Below are 20,036 nucleotides of genomic sequence, written 5' to 3' on the forward strand. Positions count from 1 at the left end.
GCCCGTGCCTCGCCCCGAGGCCGGAAGTGCAGGAGGAAGAAACACATGGGCCGTTATCTGCGCGGCCGTCTTGTGACGGCCATACCCGTTTTCTTCGGGATCACATTGATCGTATTTTTATTGCTGCACCTGGCCCCCGGCTCCATCGTGGATCTGGCGGGCGAGGGGAGTGCCCGCGCGGCCGGCCAGGCCGCGCGGGTGGAGGCTTATCTGGGCCTGGACCGCTCCCTGCCGGCGCAGTATGCCGCTTGGCTGCTGGATCTGCTGCGGGGAGATCTGGGGACTTCCTACGCCAGCGGAAAACCGGTCTCCGCCCTGATCGCCCAACGCGTTGTTCCGTCCCTGCTGCTGACCGGGACCGGGGTGCTGCTGGCGGTTGGCATCGCCCTGCCGCTGGGAGTCCTGGCGGCCTGGAAGCCCCGCTCCGGTTGGGATAAGGCCGCGTCTGCCCTAAGTCTGGTCAGCTTCGGCGTACCGGGCTTTTTTCTGTGTCTGGCGGGGATCTTTCTGTTTTCCGTGGTGCTGGGCTGGCTGCCCAGCCATGGAATGTATGCCTCGGGCTCCTTTTCCGGCCTGGGCGACCTGATGCGGCATCTGGTCCTGCCCGCCGGGGTAGTTTGCGTCAGCGGATTGGGGGGGCTCATCAAACAGACCCGTTCGGCCTGTCTGGAGGCGCTGGGCGAGGATTATATCACGACAGCCCGGGCCAAGGGCCTGAATGACCGGGCCGTTATGGTCCGCCATGCGTTCCGGGGCGCGCTGATCCCGGTGCTCACCACTGTGCTGACCCATATCCCGCATATCATCGGCGGCTCTGTGGTGGTGGAGCGGGTGTTCGGCTGGCCGGGCATGGGAAGTCTGCTGTTTTCCGGCATTCTCAGCCGGGACTATCCGGTCGTCATGGGGGTGACGGTGGTCATTGCCCTGGCGGTGCTGCTGACCAATCTGCTGTTGGACGTGATTTACGGCCTGGTCGACCCCAGAGTGCGGTATGCCGCGGGGTGCAGCCATGGATAGGCGGCGGGCGGTTTATGGGGCCTGGGTCCGGCTGCGGCGGGACCGGAGGGCCATGGTCTGTCTTGCCATTCTCCTGGCCGAGACGCTGCTGGTGGTGCTGCTGCCGCCCCTGATGGGTCTGGAGCCCAATTACTGCGATTTGGAGGCGGGCTTTTGGGCTGCGCCCTCGGGGACGCATTGGCTGGGGACCGACGATGTGGGCCGGGACCTGTTCGCCCGGCTGGTCTGCGGCGGGCGGATCTCCCTGCTGGTGGGCTTTGCCGCGGCGGGGCTGAGCGTGGCGGTGGGCGTGCCGCTGGGCCTGATCGCGGGTTACCGCAGGGGAACGTGGGAGTTCTGGATCATGCGTCTGGCAGATCTGTTTCAAACCTTTCCCAGCATTGTTCTGGTCCTGTGCCTGGTGGCCCTGGTGGGCCCCTCGGTGGTCAATCTGATCCTGGTCATCGGATTGTTGGGCTGGACGGGCATTGCCCGGCTGGTTTACGGAAATACCCTGGCGGTGCGGGAACAGGAGTATATCGTCGCCGTACAGGCGCTGGGCGGAAGCACGGCCACGATTTTGCGGCGCAACGTGCTGCCCAACGCGGTCTCCCCGGTGTGGGCAGCGCTGCCCCTGCGGGTGGGCCGGGCCATCCTGTCCGAATCCAGCCTGAGCTTCCTGGGGGTCGGGATCCGCACGCCCCAGGCCTCCTGGGGCAACCTGATCCAGTATGCCTCCGGCTTGTCGGTGCTCACCGGACGGCCGTGGGTATGGCTGCCGCCGGGGCTGTGCATCGTGCTGACGGTGCTCTGCCTTCAGTTTGTGGGGGATGGTCTGCGGGACGCCATGGATCCCCGGCACAGATTTATTTCGCATTGAAATTGTAACGCTTTCTTTACACAACTGGATGGAAAAGTATGTTAAACTAAACAAGAAAGAGAAGAACGACGCATGCGGCCCCGGCCCGAATATGGACTGGCGGCCGCATTTTCAAAAGAAGGGAGGTGCACAGATATGGGAATTTGGGGGGAGCGGGGCGAAGTGGAACGCGAGGCGGGGAAAACCTGAGAACGAAAGCGAGGTGCATCTATGCGAAAAAAACTAAAGGAAAAGATTTCAGAGGCACTTTCATCGGTCCTGCCGATCACGGTGATCGTGCTTTTACTGAGTTTTACCCTGGCGCCTATGCCGATCGGAACGCTGCTGCTCTTTCTGTTGGGGGCGGCGATGCTCATCGTGGGGATGGGATTTTTCTCCCTGGGTGCCGACATGGCCATGATGCCCATCGGGGAACAGATGGGCCGCAAGCTGGGCGGGAGGTGGAAGCTGATCGCCGTGGCGGTCATCTGTTTTCTCATCGGCGCCATGGTCACGATTGCCGAGCCCGACCTGCAGGTGCTGGCCCGGCAGGTTCCGGCCGTCCCTGACGCGGTGATCATACTGGCGGTGGCGGCCGGCGTAGGTGTGTTTCTGGTGGTATCCATGCTGCGCACCCGGTTCAATCTGCCCCTGGGACCCACCCTGATCGCGCTCTACACCGGGGTGTTCCTGCTCTCCATCTTTGTGCCCAATGCGTTTTTGGCGGTGGCCTTCGATTCCGGCGGCGTTACCACGGGGCCCATCACGGTGCCCTTCCTTATGGCGCTGGGGACCGGCATGGCCAGCATCAAGGGGCGGGATGAGGACAATTTCGGTATGGTGGCGCTGTGCAGCGTGGGCCCCATCCTGGCGGTCATGCTCCTGGGCCTGTGCTATCAGTCTACCGAGGTCTCTTACACCCCCTTTGCCATCCCCAGCGTATTTGACTCGCAGGACGTGGGCGCCCAGTTTTTACAGGGCCTGCCCGACTACATGAAAGAGGTGGCGCTGGGGCTGCTGCCCATCATCCTCTTCTTCGCGGTGTTTCAGCTCGCCTCCATCAGGCTCAAGCGCCGTGCCGTCATCAAGATTATCGTGGGCATCGGATATACCTACGTCGGACTGGTCCTGTTCCTGACCGGCGCAAACATCGGCTTTATGCCTGCGGGCTATTATCTGGGCACGACGCTGGCTGCGCTGCCCCAGTACTGGATGCTGGTGCCCATCGGCATGGTGGTGGGCTACTTTATCGTAGCTGCCGAGCCGGCAGTGCATGTGCTCAACCGGCAGGTGGAAGATGTGACCAGCGGCGCCATTCCGCAGAAAGCCATCGGCTTGGCGCTGTCCATCGGCGTGGCGGTCTCCATCGGTCTGGCGATGCTGCGGGTATGTCTGGGCATTCCGATCTACTATCTCCTGGTACCCGGCTATGCCGTCGCGCTGCTCCTGACCCGCTGCGTGCCCCGGATCTTCACCGCCATCGCCTTCGACTCCGGCGGCGTGGCCTCCGGTCCCATGACGGCCACCTTCCTGCTGCCCCTGACCATGGGCGCATGCGAGGCCCTGGGTCGGGACATCCTGACCGACGCCTTCGGCGTGGTGGCGATGGTGGCGATGACGCCGCTGATCACCATCCAGCTGCTGGGTCTGATCTATCAGCGAAAGATCCGGCGCACCCGCGATGTGACCCAGGCGGAGGAGCGGGAGATCGAGTTTGTGGACGAGATCATTGATTACAACGAGGAGGTGGAGCTCTGATGAGTCAGAACCATCTGTCCGTGCTGAAAATGCTGGTGACCATCGTAGACCGGGGGAAGGGCGCCGCTGCGGTGAGCCTGTACCGGGAACAGCGCCTGCATTTCGACTACCTCTGCATGGGGCTGGGCACCGCCAATTCCAAGATACTGGATTACTTTGGCCTGTCCGAGACGGAGAAGGACGTGGTCATTACCCTGGTCCCCGCCCACCGCGTGCGGCGGGTCATGGAATTGGCCAATCAGCGCTTCGATTTCAGCAGTCCCGGCCGCGGGATCCTGTTCACGGTCCCCCTGTCGGGCGTGAGCGGCATGGTGCCCCAGGTGCTGTGCAAGGCGGACGAGACGCAGCGGGAAACGGAATGTAAGGAGGAGATGGAGATGGAAACGGCCAACCGATATGCGCTCATTCTGGCGGTGGTGAACCGTGGAAGCCTGGATACCGTGATGGATGCCGCACGGGAGGAGGGCGCCCGGGGCGGTACGGTCCTCCACGCCCGGCGTGTGGGCATGGAGGACACGGAAAACCTGCTGGGCTTCACCCTCCAGCCGGAAAAGGAGGTGGTGGCCATTCTGACGCCGCAGGCCCAGAAGCACGAGCTGATGGTGGCCATCCACCGGGCGGCGGGACTCACCACTGAGGCCAGGGGCATCCTGTTCTCTCTGCCGGTGGAGGAGCTGATCGGCCTTCAGCCCCCGGTCCCGGAGGCGTAAAGCGCAAAGACCGTCCCGGCATGTCGAAAAGGCGCGCCGGGACGGTTTTTTTGCATCTGCGCCTTGCAGGGGAGCAGCGGATATGTTATCCTTTTAACAAATAAAGGGGGCGGTCGGTATGGCACGCAGGAGCATCGTGCTGGAAGAACGCAAGCAGATCAAGATCTTTACAAATCCGGTCCGGCAGGAGATGATCCGGCTGCTGCGCCTGTCAGAGGTGCCGCTGACGGCCAAGGATCTGGCGGACAGGCTGTATCTTTCCCCGGCCGCGGTGCAGCATCATCTCAAAAAACTGGAGGAGATCGGTGTGGTGGAGGTGGATCACCATGCCCGGGCGGGCGATATGGAGGTCACCTATTACCGCGATGCCGACGTGGAAGTACAGCTCCAGATGGGGCGCAACGACGGATTCCAGGGGGAACGGGAGGCCTTGGCGGCCAATCTGGTGGACGGCGCGTTCCGCCGCTTCCTGGCCGCCGCCCAGCAGCATAATGAGAACGAGATTTCGGAGTACGGGGCGATGCTCTCCGGGGTGCTCCACCTCTCGCCCGAGGACCGGCGGATCTTGATGGAGCAGGTGGGGCAGTTCCTGCGCAGCCATGATACCGCCAAAGCGGAGAATCTTGAGCACTGGGAATATGTGATCCTTGCCTACCGGGCCTGACGGCTGCCCTGGCATCATGTAGTCAAGACCACCCCTTTCATGGGTGGTCTTGACTACAAAAAAACAGCGCATGCGTACGCATGCGCTGTAAAAGTATCCCCACACATGCCTGCAACTGCGTACCGTGATCAGATTTACGCGCATAGCGCCACATGTGTCGCTGATTGCCGATATTTGATTTCTACCTATCATAAACAGAAGGCTTTATCCAGGTCAAAGGGAATTCAGCTGTTTTTTGCAGCGTGCGGAAGACAAAAAATTGTGAAGCGTGGGGGAAGAAGGGCGGGGCGGCCCCTACTCTCCGTGCCGTACGGCGCGGTTGATGGCGGAGAGGATGCCTTTGAGGGGGGCCAGGTTGATGTTGTGGGAAATCCCAACGCCGAACCAGTCTTTTCCGGCCTGGTCCTTGAGGTGGATATAGGAGACCGCCTGGGAGTCGGAGCCCTGCTTGATGGCGTGCTCCTTGTAGTCCACAAAGGTGAAGCGGTCCATCTTCTGACCGTGGATGGCGTTGAAAAAAGCATCGATGGGACCGTTGCCGGAGCCGTTGACCTGGAAGACGGTTTCCTTATGCCGCAGCGTGCCGGCGAAGGTCACGTGGGAGTGTCCGTCCTCATCGGTAAATTCCGCAAAGGAATGCCGTACCAGCTGATAGGGGGAATCGGCGTCGATGTACTCCTCCCGGAACAGCTCGTAGACCCGCTGGGCCGGGAGCTCCTTGCCTACGCGGTCGGTCTCCAGCTGCACAATGTGGCCGAACTCCGGATGCATGTTCTTGGGCAGATCAAAGCCGAAATTGTGCTGCATGACAAAGGCGGCGCCGCCCTTGCCGGACTGGCTGTTGATGCGGATAATGGGCTCGTACTGCCGTCCCACGTCCGCCGGATCGATGGGCAGGTAAGGTACTTCCCAATACTCGCTGCCGCTCTCCTGCATATAGCGGCTGCCCTTGTTGATGGCGTCCTGATGCGAACCGGAGAAGGCGGTGAACACCAGCTCGCCCACATAGGGCTGCCGTTCGCCGATCTTCATTTTGGTGACCCGCTCGTACACGTCCCGGATTCGGTTGATGTCGGAGAAGTCCAGCTTTGGATCCACGCCCTGGGTATACAGATTCAGCGCCAGGGTGACCATGTCCACGTTGCCGGTGCGCTCGCCGTTGCCGAAGAGGGTGGCCTCCACCCGTTCGGCGCCCGCCAGCTGGCCCAGTTCGGCGGTGGCGACGCCTTCGCCCCGGTCGTTGTGGGGATGCAGGGAGATGACGGCGCAGTCGCGGGAGGGCAGCGCTTCGATAAAATACTCGATCTCATCGGCAAAGTAGTTGGGCATGCAGTTTTCCACCGTGGTGGGCAGGTTGAGGATGACCTTGCGCTCCGGCGTGGCGTGGAGCGCCTCGATGACGGCCTGGCAGATCTCCACGGCGGCGTCCATCTCAGTGCCCATGAAGGACTCGGGGGAATACTCATACCGCAGGTCCATCCCCGCGTCCAGGGCGGGCTGGGACAGCGTGCGGATCAGCCGGGCGGCGTCCACGGCGATCTGCTTTACCCCCGCCACGTCGGTGTGGAAGACCACCTTCCGCTGAAGGGTAGAGGTGGAATTGTAAAAATGGAAGATCACATGCTTGGCCCCGTCGATGGCCTCAAAGGTCTTGCGGATCAGATGCTCCCGAGCCTGGACCAATACCTGGATGGTCACGTCGTCGGGGATATGCCCCCCCTCGATGAGGGTGCGGATGAACTCATATTCCGTCTCGGAGGCGGAGGGGAAGCCCACCTCGATCTCCTTGACGCCGATGTCCACCAGCGTGTGGAACAGCTCCAGCTTCTCCTCCACGTTCATGGGATCGATCAAAGCCTGATTGCCGTCCCGCAGGTCCACGGAGCACCAGATGGGGGGCACTTTCAGCTCCCGGTCGGGCCAGGCGCGCCGGGGCCGTTTGAGAGGGACGAAGGGGATGTACTTTTCTTGTGCCGGTTTCATGGGGATTCCTCCTGTCAAGCTCGGTCAGGGTGCAAAAAACGCCCCTGACCATCCGTAATGGTCAGGGGCGTAAACTTACGCGGTACCACCCTGCTTCCGCCCGCCGTTTCCGGCGGACGCTCGTTGGCCTCCAACAAGGCCGTGGCCGGTAACGGGGCCGGACGGCCCGCCCTACGCAAGTTCAGGCGGGCGGCTCAGGGACCAGTATCCACATGGCTCCCCGCGCCGGTTCGCACCAACCACCGGTTCTCTGAGCGGGACGGGTCATGTCTTCTTCCCATCATTGCCTTTAAGGATGTGATTGCGACTATTTTAGCCCAACCGTCCGGATTTGTCAAGGGTCAGCTTGTCCCCAAAGCCCCGGCGGGCCGCGGCCTTCTTAAAAAGCGGCGAGGCCGCGTCTGGCCTCGCCGCAGGAGGCGGATTTTACGCGCCTGCTTCCCAGGCCAGAACCCGGGGGCGGTAGTACCGGGGCTGGCACATGTTCACGCCGGAGACGGAATTGCCGTCCAGACTGTTTTCATAGGCGGCCAGGAACGTCAGGCCTTCGCGGGTATAGACCGCCAGATAGAAGCTGTTGCTCCAGGATCCCCGATCGCCCCAGCTGCCGGAGACAGCCAGCCGCACGCCGTCCCAGGCCATAGACACGTGGTTGACTGATCCGGACAGATAGCAATCCCGTTCCTTCTGGAGGCTCCAATCTGCAACGAAGTTCCGCTGCCAGGCGCCCGCGCCGCTTTGCTCCACCACCGCCAGCCGCCGGGCGGACTCGCTCTGCGTGATGGGCACGAAGAAGCCGTCGCCCCGGTATACGGAGCAGAAGGGATTGTCCTCACCCCAGGGGAGCAGGTCCAGGGTCTGCCGCACGGTCACGGTCTCGGGGTCCAGTATCCGCAGACGGAGAACGCCCTCTTCCTGGGTCAGGAGGAAGAGCGCCTCCTCCTCCGCCCAGAAACGGACGGGCACGGCCTGCTCCGGCAGGGAGTAGGCGGTGGAGAGGGTATACTCCTGCGCCGCGAGGCCGGAGAGCCGGTAGATCCCCCGGCCGCCGGGGATCCGGCTCAGGTCCGGCTCGCTCCCGTCGCTGAAGCGGAGCGGGGATACAAACAGGATGCTGTCGCCGGTCTGGACGCTGTCGCCGTACAGATCCAGCTGCCGCTCCAGGCTGTTGACGCTGACGCTGCAGAGCGAGCCGTCGGAAAGGGTCTCCACGGTGATCTCCAGCAGCCAGCCTTCCGGCACGGGGATGCGGAAATAGTCCTGGAGCAGCCGGGTCAGCGCCAGTTCCTTCTCCGGTATAAATCCGGGGATGCCGTAAAGATCGGCATAAAGGGGAACGTACTCGTAATACGCCGCCAGGTCGACGGTCTCGGTGTACTCGCCGCCGGGCTCGGCCCGGCTGGCCACGTCCTTGGCCAGCGCGAATATGCTTTGCAGCATGACGTTCTCCGCGACAGCGTCTTCCAACGAGCCGCTGGAGCTGATCCCGCCCTCAAAAAAGTAGAGGGAGAGACAGTCGCCGGCGAAATCGGAAGTGCGGTAACCGTCAAGCACTTTCTCCTGCGAAAGGGAAAAATCCGTCTCCAGTTCCTCCAGCCGCCCCACGGAAAAGCGGCTCTCCCACAACAGATGGTCGCGGCAGTGGGAGGATGCGGTCACCGACAGCCCCGCCGCCCGGGACGTGTCGCCCGCCAAAACGGTCTCGGTGAGGACCACCTTGTCGCAGTCCTGTGCCAGGGCCGCGCTGGCCCCGGTCAGCAGCAGCGCGGACAGAAGGGCCAGGATCACAAGAACGGGTACGGCTGCCTTCATTTCGCTTCCTCCTCGCCGGTCAGGTCGGACAGGGCGCGGCTGACCCGGTCCTCCCGGTAGCGGTAGGTCTCCTTGACGAAATCCATCAGGTTCCGGCCCGATTCCTCCAGCGCCAGCGTGGTCACATCCCCCGCCAGTGCCCCCTGATGCAGCAGCACCGCCCGGCCGATGAAGTGCTGCACCTCCTCCAGCAGGTGGGTGGACAGCAGCACGGTCTCCTCCGGCTCCAGAATACCCAGCAGGACCTTATAAAAGTCCTCACGATTGAACACGTCGTTGCCCGCGAAGGGTTCGTCCATCAGGATATAGTCCGCCCCCTGGCACAGGGCCAGAATGACCTCGAACTGGTTTTTCTGTCCGGTGGAGAAGCCGCGCAGGGCCTTGCCCATGGGCAGGGCAAAAAACTCCATCAGGGCGGAGAAGCGCTTTTCCCGGAACGCGGGGAAATGGGAGCGGAAAAAGGCGCGGTGCTGGGCCGGGCTCAGGTTGGGGAAAAAGGAGTGCTCGCAGGTGGCGAAGGAGAGTTTTGCGCTGTTTCTGTGGGTGATGGGAGCTCCATCCAGGGTGATCTCTCCCGTGTAGCGCAGCAGGCCCAGGATGCACTTCATCAGGGTGGTCTTGCCCGCGCCGTTCTCCCCGAAGAGGCCCACGATCTCCCCGCGGGGCAGGGACAGGTCGATCCCCCCAAGGGCCTGCTTGCCCCCCGGATAGTATTTTTTGACTTGTTTGATCTGGATCATGATACACCTCCGGTCATAGCCCACAGATCGGCCGCCCGGCATGCCGCCGGCGTCTGGAACCAATAGCATAAAAGACACAGCAGCAGCGTCAGCCCTGCCGCCAGCAAACAGCCCAGCGCGCCCGCCAGCGGACCGGCCAGGCATCGCCGCCACAGTTCCCAGCGCTGGGGGAGCCTGCGCATCCGGTAGATGCTCCGGCTGCCCTGAAAGTGCCAGGCGTAGTGGAATACGGCCAAAGCGGGCATGCACAGGGCCAGTGCCCAGAAGCCGGTGAACACACCGGACAGAAACGTGGGGAAGGGGGCCATCACCGCGCCGGGTATGAGAACGCGCACACGACCCGCGCCAGACTCATACAGCGCGGACAGAGCCCGCTGAAAGGGGGCGGCGAACCGGCACCAGCCGTACAGCAGCGCCGCGCCAAGCCCCGCGGCGGTCCAGGCGCACTCGGCGCCGCCGGGAAAGCCCAGGGGATACCAGCGCTCAAGCTTCATCCTCATAGCACCTCCAAACATTCCAAACGGCTCCGGCAGCGGTGAACAGAGCCACCGCACTCAGCGCAATATCGGTTTCGGCCATGGCAAACCCCTGGGAAAAGGAAACGACCGTCAGCACCGACAGGGGCAGTATGGCGAAGCCCCTGCGTCCGTGCCGCTGCTGGTAGGAAAAGCAGGCCGCCGTCAAGCCAAGGCAGAGCAGGAAGATCCCGTTGCGGATCGCGCGGCTGTACTCCTGAAGGGGGAGCAGGCTGTGGAGAAAGCCGTTGCGGAAGAAGGCCAGGAAAAGGCTCATGGCGTTGAAGGGCGTCTGCGCCGCATGCGCCATGGCAAAGCGGCACAGAAACAGCGCCCACGCCGCCTGAGCGCCCCAGAAGACCAGCAGGCACAGCGCATTGTGACCGCCCCAGCAGAGGGTCAGCGTCCGCTCGTCCACACGGAGCCTGCGCAGGGTATACCGGCTGCGGCTGGAAGCGCCGTCACACCCGTTGAGGGCGAGCACCCCGCAGGTGGCCAGAAGCCCGGCCCCCGCGGCGAGGGCCGCGTGACTCTCCGAAACCAGATATTCCAGTCCATCCCAATAATCCAGCCGCCCCATTGCAAGGACGAGCAGGCCAAACTCCGCTAAAAAAGTCAGCGCCCAGATCAGCAGCAGCTTCCAGAGCGTGTTTTGGGCCGCCAGCATCCATATGGAACCATATCGCTTCATTCGTCCGCCTCCTTTTCCTCCCAAAGCCGCCCGATCAGCGCCAGCGCCTCTTCCCGGCCCACGCCCATCTGCCGCAGGGAGCGGACCGTATGCAGGCCCTCCTGCTCCAGCAGCTGGGCGCGGATCCGGCCGGCGGCGCCCGCATCCAGGGATACCGCGCTCTTGGCTCCGGCGTGGGAGGTGATGACCCCCTCCTCCTCCAGCAGGCGGTAGGCCTTCTGCACCGTATTGGGGTTGACGCCCAGCCGGGCGGAGAGCACCCGGCGGGAAGGCAGCTCGTCTCCGTCCCGGACGATCCCGGCCACGATGCCGCGCTTCACGTGGCGGATGATCTGGAGATAGATGGGGATGCCCTCCTCCAACGGAAAGCACTCGAAGGAGATCATGGCCGGTCTCACCTCCCAAATAAAGTGTATTACTCCCGTAATACGGTCTTGACTGTATTATAGGGATAATACGGTATACTGTCAATAGAAAAAATAAAAATCGGCCCCGGTCGAAGACCGGGGCCTCAGCTTGTCGAAAAAGGCCAAAGGCATTTTTCGACAGTGGGATACATGACGGACAGGACTCGATTCTTGCAGAAAAGTCGCCCTGTCCGTCATGAGAGGTGTCATTTCCGACGCGCATGTCGCCGGAAATGACGGAACATCCTTTCCTTCCGTCGCCTGCGGGCGACGGAACTCTGCGAGGCCCTTCCTCAGGGGGGGGCACTTCGGCGGGCGGCGGCAAAGCCGAAGGCGGTGCCGCAGGCGCCGCCCACCAGGTGCATGAAGTTGGCCACCTGGTCCGAAACAAAGAGGATGGCGTAGACCTCCTGCCCCAGATAGAGCGCCGCCGTCAGGACCAGGGTGAGGGGGATGGAGCCGGAGCGCATGCCCGCCAGAGAGGAGAGCATGATGAGCATGAACACGATGCCGCTGGCGCCCAGCAGAACCGTTCCGGGGAAGAACAGGCACTGGAGAACGCCGGAGATCAGCGCGGTGAGCCCAATGCCCAGCAGCAGGGCGCGGCTGCCGTATTTTTCCTCCATGGGTGGGCCCGCCACCAGCAGCAGGAGCATATTGCCCAGGAAATGATCCCAATCGGCGTGGCCCAGCACATGGCCCAGAAGCCGGACCAGAAACAGGGGAGAGAGGGGAGCGCGGTAGACCGAAAACAGGTGCAGCGTGGTCCAGCCCCGACTCAGCGCGCCCAGCAGCAGAGCGCCCAGACACAGCAGAAAAAAGGTCAGGATCACAGGGGCGTTGTAGTGCAGCCGTTTCACGGCGGAGCCTCCCTTCTCCCGTTAGGGGTTGCAGCCGCCGCAGGGGCGGTAGCCGGCGGATACAGCGGCTTCCCGGCTGTCGAAGGTCACACGGTTTTGTTCCGCGGGCAGATTGGCACAGGTCTCGCGGTGGAAGACCTGGGAATTCCGGTTGCCGATGTACGCGCTCCCGGAGGTATCGCCCCGGCCCGTCTCCGGCGAACCGGAGCGCTCTGTGAGAAAGGAAACGTCCGTTCCGTCGCTGACGGCCACCACGGTGCCCAGCCGGTCGGTGCGGTAGACGGTGCATCCCGCGTCATAGAGACGGCTCAGCGTCTCTTCATGGGGGTGTCCATAGGAGTTGTCCTCGCCCACCGAGATCACTGCGTACTCCGGCATTGCCGCGCGCAGGAAGGGGTAGCTGGTGGAGGTGCTGCTTCCATGGTGGCCCACCTTGAGCACCGTACAGGACACATCGCAGCCGTCGGAGAGCAGGTCGGCCTCCGCGTCCCGCTCCATGTCGCCGGTGAAGAGAAACGAGGTCTCTCCAAAGTCCACCCGCAGCACGATGGAGGTGTTGTTGGTATCGTCATAATCCCGCCGGGGCCCCAGAACCGTCACCACAGCGCCGCCCAGGGAAAAGGTCTCGTCGGGGGAGGGTGCGGCGGGCGTGAGGCCTTGGGCTTCGGTGTACCGGACAAAATCCCGGAAGGCCTTGGAATCGTATTCGCGGACGGGGGAAAACACCTGCGCCGCGGCGCAGGTGTTCAGAGGGCCGGACAGGCCGCCCACATGATCCTCGTGGGCGTGGGTACACACCACATAATCCAGCGTGTCCACGCCCTGGTCCTCCAGATAGGAGACCACCCGGCTGCTGTCCTGCGCATTGCCGCCGTCGATGAGCATTGCCTGCCCCCCGCACAGCAGCAGCGCGGAATCGGCCTGCCCCACGTCAATGAAGTGGACCGCCAGTTCCCCGTCCGGGACAGACGTGGGGGTGGCCGCGCCGGGCGCATAGGCGCAGGCGGACAGGAACAGAGGCAGCAGCGCGAGCAGGAGAGCGGACAGACGCCGCTTCATCGGGTCAGCTGGGCGATGCCCCGGCGGATGCGGCGCAGGGACTCGTCCCGGCCCAGGATCTGGCACAGCTCCACGGCGCCGCCGGGGGTGACCGCCTTGCCGGACAGGGCGGTGCGTACCGGCCACAGGATACGGCCGTTTTTCAGTTCCAGATGCTGGGCCAGACCGATGAGCGCGTCATGGATGGCGTCATAGGTCCACGCGCCGAGCTTCTCCAGCACCGGGAGCACCAGCTCCAGGGCTTCTTTGGAAGTTTCCTCGTCGGTCTTCATCTTCTTGTGGCAGTAGAGTTGGTTGGAATACTCCGGCAGGGCGTCGAAGAAGTCCACCTGAGGGGCGATGTCCAGCCAGGTGTCGCAGCGGGGCTGCACCAGAGGGGCCACCAGCTTCAGGTCGATCTGCTCCGAGCGGATGGCCCGGCGCAGATAGGGGAGCGCCCCGGCATAGAACGCCTCGGGGGAGAGGGCGCGCAGATAGTTGGCGTTGAAGTACTTCAGCTTCTCCAGGTCGAAGATGGCGGGGGATTTGGAGATGCCGCCCAGCTCGAAGATCTCTGAAAGCTCCTTCAGCGTGAAGAACTCCCGCTCGGCGTATGCTCCGCGGGGCGACCAGCCCAGCAGAGTCACGTAGTTGACCACCGCCTCGGATAAAAAGCCCTGTTCCAGCAGGTCCTCATAAGAGGGATCGCCGTGGCGCTTGGACATCTTGTTGTGCTGATCCCGCATCACCGGGGAGCAGTGGACGTAGATCGGGACTTCCCAGCCGAAGCCCTCATACAGCAGGTTGTATTTGGGTGCGGAGGAAAGATACTCGCTGCCCCGGACCACGTGGGTGATCCCCATCAGGTGGTCGTCCACCACGTTGGCAAAATTGTAGGTGGGCAGGCCGTCTTGCTTTATGAGTACCTGGTCGTCCAGTGTGACGTTCTCGACGGTGATGTCGCCGAAGCTCACATCGTGGAACGTGGTGGAGCCGGTATGGGGAATGCGCTGGCGGATCACAAAGGGCTCGCCGGCGTCCGCACGGGCCTGGGCCTGAGCCGGGCTCAGGGTGCGGCAGGGATCGTCATGGCGTTCGAACGGATCGGAAGGCTCCTCCGATTCCGCTTTTTCGCAGAAGCAGTAGTAGGCGTGTCCGCGCTCCACCAGCAGTCTGGCATACCGGCCGTACAGGCTGCGGCGTTCCGTCTGGATGTAGGGACCCACGGGGCCGCCCACGTCGGGACCCTCGTCCCAGTCCAGGCCGCACTGGCGCAGGGTGCGGTAGATGACCTGGGTGGCGCCCTCCACCAGACGGCCCTGGTCGGTGTCCTCGATGCGCAGAAGGAACTTGCCGCCGCCGTGGCGGGCGATGAGCCAGGTGTACAGGGCGGTGCGCAGATTGCCCACATGCATATAACCGGTGGGGGAGGGGGCGAAACGGGTGCGCACCTCCCCATGGGGGATACGTGCTTCCATGTCCTCAAACCATTTCATATCCATAGGAAAAACTCCTTTTTCAACGTCTGTCCCACTATTCTATTTTTTTAGGTTAGGATTGTCAAGGGCCTTTGGATATGGTATGATAATTCAACATGGGTCTTTGGGCCCATTCTCCAAACGATAGACGCGCAAGAGGTGTTTTTTCAAATGGAAAACGAGAAAAAGGTCCTTCTCTCCGGCATCCAGCCCAGCGGCGAGCTGCATCTGGGCAATTATCTGGGTGCGATCAAGAACTGGGCGGAGCTGTCGGATCAATTCGACTGTTACTGGTTCATGGCCGACCTGCATACCATCACCGTGCGCCAGGACCCGGCGGCCCTGCGCAAACGGACCCTGGCCCAGATCGCGACTTATATCGCCTGCGGTCTGGATCCGGAGAAGAATACCATTTTTGTCCAGTCCCATGTGAGCGCTCACGCAGAACTGGGCTGGGTGCTGGATTGCTATACCATGTTCGGGGAGCTTTCCCGTATGACCCAGTTTAAGGACAAGTCCGCCCGGAACGCCGACAATATCAATGCCGGCCTGTTTACCTATCCCTGCCTGATGGCGGCGGATATCCTGCTCTACCAGCCGGACTTCGTCCCGGTGGGAGAAGACCAGAAACAGCACGTGGAGATCTGCCGGGACATCGCAAACCGCTTCAATCACCTCTACGGGGAGGTGTTCAAGGTTCCCGAACCCTATATCCCCAAAACCGGCGCCCGGGTGATGAGCCTCAACGCCCCGGAGAGCAAAATGAGCAAATCCATGCCCGACGGCTGCGTGTTCCTGCTGGAAAAGCCGGAGGACATCATGCGCAAGTTCAAGCGTGCGGTCACGGACAGCGACACCGAACGGTGCGTGCGCCTCGACCGGGAGAACAAGCCTGGCGTGGCCAATCTGATGGGCATCTACTCCGCGGTGACCGGCAAAAGCTTCGAGGCCATCGAGGCGGAATTCGAGGGCAAGGGCTACGGCGTCCTCAAGCCGGCCGTGGGGGAGGCCGTGGTGGAGACGCTGCGTCCCATCCGGGAGGAGACCGAGCGGCTGCTCGCCGACAAGGCGTATTTGGAAAGCGTCTACCGCGCCGGTGCTGAGCGGGCGTCCCGCGCGGCCGAGAAGACCCTGCGCAAGGTCTATAAGAAGGTGGGCTTCCTGCCCCGGTAAAGGAGCTTCTTCAGAATGCCAATGAAAATCGAGCTTTCGCTCATTGGGGTGGTGGCTGCGGCCCTGATCGTGGCCCTGATCGTGGCACTGGTGGCCACCCCTGTCGTTAAGAGCCTGGCCTTTAAAATGGGGGCCATGGACGTACCCAAGGATAACCGCCGTATGCACGATCATCCCATTCCACGCATGGGCGGCCTTGCCATTTTCCTGGGCTTTCTGCTCAGCGTGCTCCTTTTTGCGGAGATCACGCCCCAGCTGCGGGGCATGCTGCTGGGCTCCGTCATCATCGTGGTGCTGGGCATCTTCGACGATATCTATTCTCTGCCCGCCATGTTCAAGTTTGTGGTGCAGATCGTGGCCGCGCTGGTGGCGGTCTTCTCCGGCAACGTGATCCAGACCCTGTCCAATCCCAACATCTTTTCCTCCGACCTCTATTGGGACCTGGGGGTCCTCTCCATCCCGGTCTCCGTGATCTGGATCGTGGCCATCACCAACGCCGTCAACCTGATCGACGGCCTGGACGGCCTGGCCTGCGGCGTATCCACCATCAGCTCCATGACGCTGCTGGTCATCTCCCTGGTGGTGTCCGACGCACCGGCGGCCATTCTGATGGCCGCCCTTGCGGGGAGCTGCATCGGCTTTCTGCCCTATAACCTGAATCCAGCCAAAATCTTTATGGGGGACACCGGCTCCACCTTCCTGGGCTATGTGCTGGCAGTGGTGTCCATCCAGGGCCTGTTCAAGTTTTATACCATCATTTCCTTCGCAGTGCCGTTTTTGATGTTGGGCCTGCCTATTTTTGATACCTGCTTTGCCTTTATCCGGCGCATCGCCCATGGGCAGAGTCCGATGCACGCAGACCGCAGTCATGTGCATCACCGCCTGATCGACATGGGGTTCTCCCAGAAACAGGCAGTGGCGGTGCTGTACATCATCAGCGCCATCCTCGGGCTTTCCGCCGTGGTGCTCACCACGGCAGGGGCTGTAAAAGCCATGCTTCTCCTCCTGGCCCTGTGCGCCGCCGGCGCCGTGTCCGCACGCATCTTTCTCTCCAATAACGAGAAGAAGAACGGACAGGAGCAGGAGGAGAAGACGCAGGAGAGCGAAGACAAGGAGGAGCGGAAGTGAAGCGCGTCAAGGTCATGACCATCTTCGGGACACGGCCGGAGGCCATCAAGATGGCCCCCCTGGTGGCCGAACTTCGGAGCCGTCCGGCGCTGCAGGCGGTCTGCTGTGTCACTGCCCAGCACCGGCAGATGCTGGACTCCGTGCTGGAGATTTTCCGGCTGGCGCCGGATTACGACCTGAATATCATGGAAGCCCGGCAGACCTTGTCCACCATCACCACCAAATGCCTGTTGGGGATGGAGGGAGTGCTGGAGCAGGCGCGGCCGGACCTGGTGCTGGTCCACGGGGACACGTCCACTACGTTTGCCGGCGCGCTGGCCGCCTTTTACCGGCAGATCCCGGTAGGCCACGTGGAGGCCGGACTGCGCACCTATGACAAGTATTCTCCCTTTCCAGAAGAAATGAACCGCAAGCTGGTGGGGGATATTGCAGACCTGCATTTCTGTCCTACCGCGAGAAACCGGGAAAACCTGGCGCGGGAGGATATCCGGGAGGGCGTTTTTATCACCGGGAACACGGTGATCGACGCCCTGAAGACCACGGTTGTAAAGGATTATCACTTTTCAACAGAATTGCTCAATCATTTGGATTATGCAGCCCGAAAGATCCTCCTGGTCACCTGCCACCGGCGGGAGAACTACGGCGCGCCCATGGCCCATATCATGACCGCCCTGCGCCGCATCGTTCAGGCCTTTCCCGACGTAGAGCTGGTCTATCCCGTGCATCTGTCCCCGGTGGTGCGGGAGGCGGCGGGCCAATATCTGTCCGGCCACGACCGCATCCATCTCATCGACCCGCTGGATGTGGAGGAGATGCACAATCTGATGGCGCGCGCTCATCTGGTCCTGACGGACTCGGGGGGGCTCCAGGAGGAGGCTCCCGCGCTGGGGCGGCCGGTCCTGGTCCTGCGGCGGGAGACCGAGCGGCCCGAGGCTGTGGAGGCGGGGACCGTGAAGCTGGCGGGCACGCAGGAGGAGCAGGTGTTCCGTATGGCCTCCGAGCTCTTGACGGACGAGGCGGCCTACCATGCCATGGCCCATGCCGTCAATCCTTACGGCGACGGCTTTGCCTGCCGCCGCATTGCGGACGCGATCGAGTGGAGGTTCGGCCTGCGGGAGGAACCGCCGGAGGAATTCCGGGCGTAACCGCCGCTGCCGCGGCCGGGCGGCGCGCCCAAGCAGGCTGCCTTGCGCAGAGCGGGGATGCGCGGGCCGCATGTTTGCCCTGCTCCGATCAGCTGCCGCTTTGGGGTGCGGAATGCCCCGTCCGGCGGGGAGAAGAAGGAGGTGTCGGGCCCGTTGGAGCGAAAGAAACGGAATATCCTGGTGGTGTTGATTGCCATCGTCATTGTGGTGGCGATGCTCTCCAGCTTCGGCTTGGCGCTGTTTGCCCCGGATACCTCCAAGATCGTCCTGCCGACGCCCCTTGCCTCCGAGCCGCCGGAGGACGGCCCCGGGGGCGGTGCGGACGGTCTGGTGCGGGTGGAGGTCACCCCGCAGACGGTCCAGAATGTGATTCGTACGCTGGCCCGGCCGGAGAGCTATTACCGCGAGGTCACGATTGAGGACATTTGGGGCGAGGGGGAGGAGGAGCGGGGCGTTACCTCCGCGCAGGTCTGGGCAGACTATGGCTGGACCTATACACGCTCCGCCTGGCCCGGGGGCACGGTACGCTGCTCCCTTGTGGGAGAGGGGACGTTCTGGCTGTGGTACGAGGGGTCCCGTGCGGTGCTCAGCGGCCCGGCGGACGCCTATTCCGCCGATTTGGAGGGCCAGCGCATCCCGACCTATGAGGATGTGCTGGACCTGCCGGTGGACGCCATCGCCGCCACCGGCTATGAGGAGCAGGGCGGGCTGTCCTGCATCTGCGTGGAGACGGCGGCGGACGAGCTGGGCTACCGGCAGCGGTACTGGATCTCCGTGGACAGCGGTCTGCTGGTGTGCTCCGAGACGCTGGAAGGGGAGCAGACCGTCTACCGCATGTCCTCTTATGCCGTGGAGCGTCCCGTCCCGGCGGGGACGCAGTTTGCCCTGCCCGACGGGACGGTGCTGCACACGCCCGGAGGCGCAGTCACTCCAGGCCCAGCAGCAGAAGAAGACCAAGGGTGATGATCAGCTCCAGATCGTCCCCCTCCAGAAACAGAAACAGCAGGATCAGCAGGAGCAGGATATCTCCGGTATCCAGCTCCTCCAGCTTGAGCCCCTTGAGCAGTCCGGCCAGCCCGGTTTTCTTGGCCGGCTCCGGTTGGGCCGGCTCCGGCGCGGACGGCGCAGCGGCGGCCGGCTCCGGTTCCGGCCGGAGGGGGCGGGGCGGCTCATCCTCCTCCAGCACCCGGGTATAGGCGGTGCCGTTGGGGATATAGCGGTTATACATCTGCCTCCTCCTCTCCGCTTTTTTTGAAGAGCTGGAAGGCCGCCCGGATGACCCGGGAGAGCCTGGCGATCTGTACCGCTTTGTCCACCTTGGCGTAGCGCTCCGGCTTCAGGAAGGGCTTCATGGCGGTGAGCAGGGCGATCTTTCGGTCATCAGTGGCCGAATATTCGGAGAACAGGGCCACGGCGGTCTGAATGAGCCGTGGATCCAGATCGCCCAGCGCGGACAGCGGGCTGCCCGTGCCGCCGCTGTTCAGGCTGCCCAGCATGCCCAGCACGGCCCCCCAGTCGGGCTGGGTGCGGGGGGCTTCCGGTTCCTCCGCCGGTGCGGGAGAAGCGGCGGGCGCTTCCGGGGCCGTGCCCTCCGGCGGGAGCGTGCCGGCCTCGGACGAGGAAGCTTCTCCGGTAAGGGCCTTGGCGATGGAGACGATCTGTCCCATAGCCTCCGGGTCTGCCAGGATGGCATTGAGCTTATCTTCGAACTCGGCCATGGGCTCCGCCTCCTTTCGAACGGGTTATTTCTTGTCCTGTACGGCCGCCTGTTGGATGCGCTCGATCAGCCCGGCGCCCTCTTTGCTCTGCATCACCTGATTGACGATCCCCATGAGGGCGCCGGCGTCCCCCTTGGCAGCAGAGGCGGCGGCGCGTTTCAATCCGTCTGAGCCGTCCTGACTCAGAAGCTGCATCAGCCGCTGGGTATCCGGAGACTGTACGAGGTTTTTCAGCAGGTCCTTATTCTTCAGAAGGCTGGCGGCCTTGGGGTCCTGCATCAGCGCGTCCAGATTGGATTCCGGTTTCGCCATAAAAATCAGCTCCATCCTTATATTTATAAGCGATCATTCCATTATATGT

The 20,036-nt window shown here is 63.0% G+C and carries 21 protein-coding genes and 1 other annotated feature; of the genes, 9 read left to right on the forward strand and 12 right to left on the reverse strand.

Annotation, left to right across the window (positions count from 1 at the left end; genetic code table 11):
- Window positions 1-45: 45 nt before the first annotated feature.
- The 5 genes from H8S57_RS06680 (at window position 46) to H8S57_RS06700 (ending at window position 4,987) form a co-directional block, all read left to right on the forward strand.
- Window positions 46-1,017, forward strand: a complete 972-nt coding sequence (locus tag H8S57_RS06680) for an ABC transporter permease (RefSeq protein ID WP_186907305.1) — start codon at window positions 46-48, stop codon at window positions 1,015-1,017.
- The gene (locus H8S57_RS06685; protein WP_186907306.1) at window positions 1,010-1,876 is read left to right on the forward strand and encodes an ABC transporter permease; all 867 of its coding nucleotides are present in this window, start codon (window positions 1,010-1,012) and stop codon (window positions 1,874-1,876) included. The genes H8S57_RS06680 and H8S57_RS06685 overlap by 8 nt, the downstream gene beginning before the upstream one ends.
- A gap of 210 nt (window positions 1,877-2,086) precedes the next feature.
- Window positions 2,087-3,613, forward strand: coding sequence for a DUF1538 domain-containing protein (locus H8S57_RS06690; protein ID WP_186907307.1), 1,527 nt, complete (start codon window positions 2,087-2,089; stop codon window positions 3,611-3,613).
- Window positions 3,613-4,323, forward strand: a complete 711-nt coding sequence (locus H8S57_RS06695) for a transcriptional regulator (protein WP_186907308.1) — start codon at window positions 3,613-3,615, stop codon at window positions 4,321-4,323. The genes H8S57_RS06690 and H8S57_RS06695 overlap by 1 nt, the downstream gene beginning before the upstream one ends.
- A gap of 118 nt (window positions 4,324-4,441) precedes the next feature.
- Window positions 4,442-4,987, forward strand: a complete 546-nt coding sequence (locus H8S57_RS06700) for an ArsR/SmtB family transcription factor (protein ID WP_186907309.1) — start codon at window positions 4,442-4,444, stop codon at window positions 4,985-4,987.
- A gap of 294 nt (window positions 4,988-5,281) precedes the next feature.
- Here the strand turns inward: H8S57_RS06700 and leuA are convergent, their stop codons facing one another.
- The 9 genes from leuA to gltX form a co-directional block, all read right to left on the reverse strand.
- A complete protein-coding gene (gene leuA / locus H8S57_RS06705) occupies window positions 5,282-6,970 on the reverse strand; it encodes a 2-isopropylmalate synthase (protein ID WP_186907310.1) in 1,689 nt (562 codons plus the stop codon).
- A gap of 60 nt (window positions 6,971-7,030) precedes the next feature.
- Window positions 7,031-7,263: a binding site (T-box leader), on the reverse strand.
- A gap of 133 nt (window positions 7,264-7,396) precedes the next feature.
- A complete protein-coding gene (locus H8S57_RS06710) occupies window positions 7,397-8,782 on the reverse strand; it encodes a hypothetical protein (RefSeq protein WP_186907311.1) in 1,386 nt (461 codons plus the stop codon).
- Complete coding sequence (locus H8S57_RS06715) at window positions 8,779-9,522, reverse strand: ATP-binding cassette domain-containing protein (protein ID WP_186907312.1); 744 nt, start codon at window positions 9,520-9,522, stop codon at window positions 8,779-8,781. The genes H8S57_RS06710 and H8S57_RS06715 overlap by 4 nt, the downstream gene beginning before the upstream one ends.
- Window positions 9,519-10,022 (reverse strand): hypothetical protein, encoded by a 504-nt coding sequence (locus H8S57_RS06720; protein WP_186907313.1) that lies wholly within the window; start codon window positions 10,020-10,022, stop codon window positions 9,519-9,521. The genes H8S57_RS06715 and H8S57_RS06720 overlap by 4 nt, the downstream gene beginning before the upstream one ends.
- Window positions 10,006-10,728 (reverse strand): hypothetical protein, encoded by a 723-nt coding sequence (locus H8S57_RS06725; RefSeq protein ID WP_186907314.1) that lies wholly within the window; start codon window positions 10,726-10,728, stop codon window positions 10,006-10,008. Before H8S57_RS06725 ends, H8S57_RS06720 begins: the two co-directional genes overlap by 17 nt.
- The gene (locus H8S57_RS06730; protein ID WP_186907315.1) at window positions 10,725-11,114 is read right to left on the reverse strand and encodes a GntR family transcriptional regulator; all 390 of its coding nucleotides are present in this window, start codon (window positions 11,112-11,114) and stop codon (window positions 10,725-10,727) included. Before H8S57_RS06730 ends, H8S57_RS06725 begins: the two co-directional genes overlap by 4 nt.
- Before the next feature lie 314 nt (window positions 11,115-11,428).
- Window positions 11,429-11,995, reverse strand: coding sequence for a rhomboid family intramembrane serine protease (locus tag H8S57_RS06735; RefSeq protein WP_186907316.1), 567 nt, complete (start codon window positions 11,993-11,995; stop codon window positions 11,429-11,431).
- Window positions 11,996-12,016: 21 nt separating this feature from the next.
- A complete protein-coding gene (locus H8S57_RS06740; protein ID WP_186907317.1) occupies window positions 12,017-13,054 on the reverse strand; it encodes an MBL fold metallo-hydrolase in 1,038 nt (345 codons plus the stop codon).
- On the reverse strand, window positions 13,051-14,535 hold the full coding sequence (gene gltX / locus H8S57_RS06745) for a glutamate--tRNA ligase (protein WP_186907318.1): 1,485 nt from the start codon (window positions 14,533-14,535) through the stop codon (window positions 13,051-13,053). The genes H8S57_RS06740 and gltX overlap by 4 nt, the downstream gene beginning before the upstream one ends.
- A 147-nt stretch (window positions 14,536-14,682) precedes the next feature.
- On the opposite strand from gltX, the gene trpS reads away from it, so the two are divergent.
- From trpS to H8S57_RS06765, 4 genes are all read left to right on the forward strand, one after another.
- Entirely contained in the window at window positions 14,683-15,684 is a 1,002-nt protein-coding gene (trpS, locus tag H8S57_RS06750) for a tryptophan--tRNA ligase (RefSeq protein WP_186907319.1), read from the forward strand.
- A gap of 21 nt (window positions 15,685-15,705) precedes the next feature.
- Window positions 15,706-16,812, forward strand: coding sequence for an MraY family glycosyltransferase (locus H8S57_RS06755; RefSeq protein WP_369807602.1), 1,107 nt, complete (start codon window positions 15,706-15,708; stop codon window positions 16,810-16,812).
- Window positions 16,809-17,957, forward strand: a complete 1,149-nt coding sequence (gene wecB, locus H8S57_RS06760; RefSeq protein ID WP_287879322.1) for a non-hydrolyzing UDP-N-acetylglucosamine 2-epimerase — start codon at window positions 16,809-16,811, stop codon at window positions 17,955-17,957. The genes H8S57_RS06755 and wecB overlap by 4 nt, the downstream gene beginning before the upstream one ends.
- Window positions 17,958-18,110: 153 nt before the next feature.
- On the forward strand, window positions 18,111-18,920 hold the full coding sequence (locus tag H8S57_RS06765) for a hypothetical protein (protein WP_186907321.1): 810 nt from the start codon (window positions 18,111-18,113) through the stop codon (window positions 18,918-18,920).
- On the opposite strand, the gene H8S57_RS06770 is transcribed toward H8S57_RS06765, so the two are convergent.
- Genes H8S57_RS06770 through H8S57_RS06780 form a run of 3 tightly spaced genes read right to left on the reverse strand, consistent with a single transcriptional unit; the run spans window position 18,883 to window position 19,987 of the window.
- On the reverse strand, window positions 18,883-19,185 hold the full coding sequence (locus H8S57_RS06770; protein WP_186907322.1) for a hypothetical protein: 303 nt from the start codon (window positions 19,183-19,185) through the stop codon (window positions 18,883-18,885). The genes H8S57_RS06765 and H8S57_RS06770 overlap by 38 nt on opposite strands.
- On the reverse strand, window positions 19,178-19,675 hold the full coding sequence (locus H8S57_RS06775; RefSeq protein ID WP_186907323.1) for a hypothetical protein: 498 nt from the start codon (window positions 19,673-19,675) through the stop codon (window positions 19,178-19,180). The genes H8S57_RS06770 and H8S57_RS06775 overlap by 8 nt, the downstream gene beginning before the upstream one ends.
- A gap of 24 nt (window positions 19,676-19,699) precedes the next feature.
- Complete coding sequence (locus tag H8S57_RS06780) at window positions 19,700-19,987, reverse strand: hypothetical protein (protein ID WP_186907324.1); 288 nt, start codon at window positions 19,985-19,987, stop codon at window positions 19,700-19,702.
- Window positions 19,988-20,036: the final 49 nt, after the last annotated feature.

The sequence above is a fragment of the Lawsonibacter hominis genome, assembly GCF_014287895.1.
Lineage (GTDB): Bacteria > Bacillota > Clostridia > Oscillospirales > Oscillospiraceae > Lawsonibacter_A > Lawsonibacter_A hominis.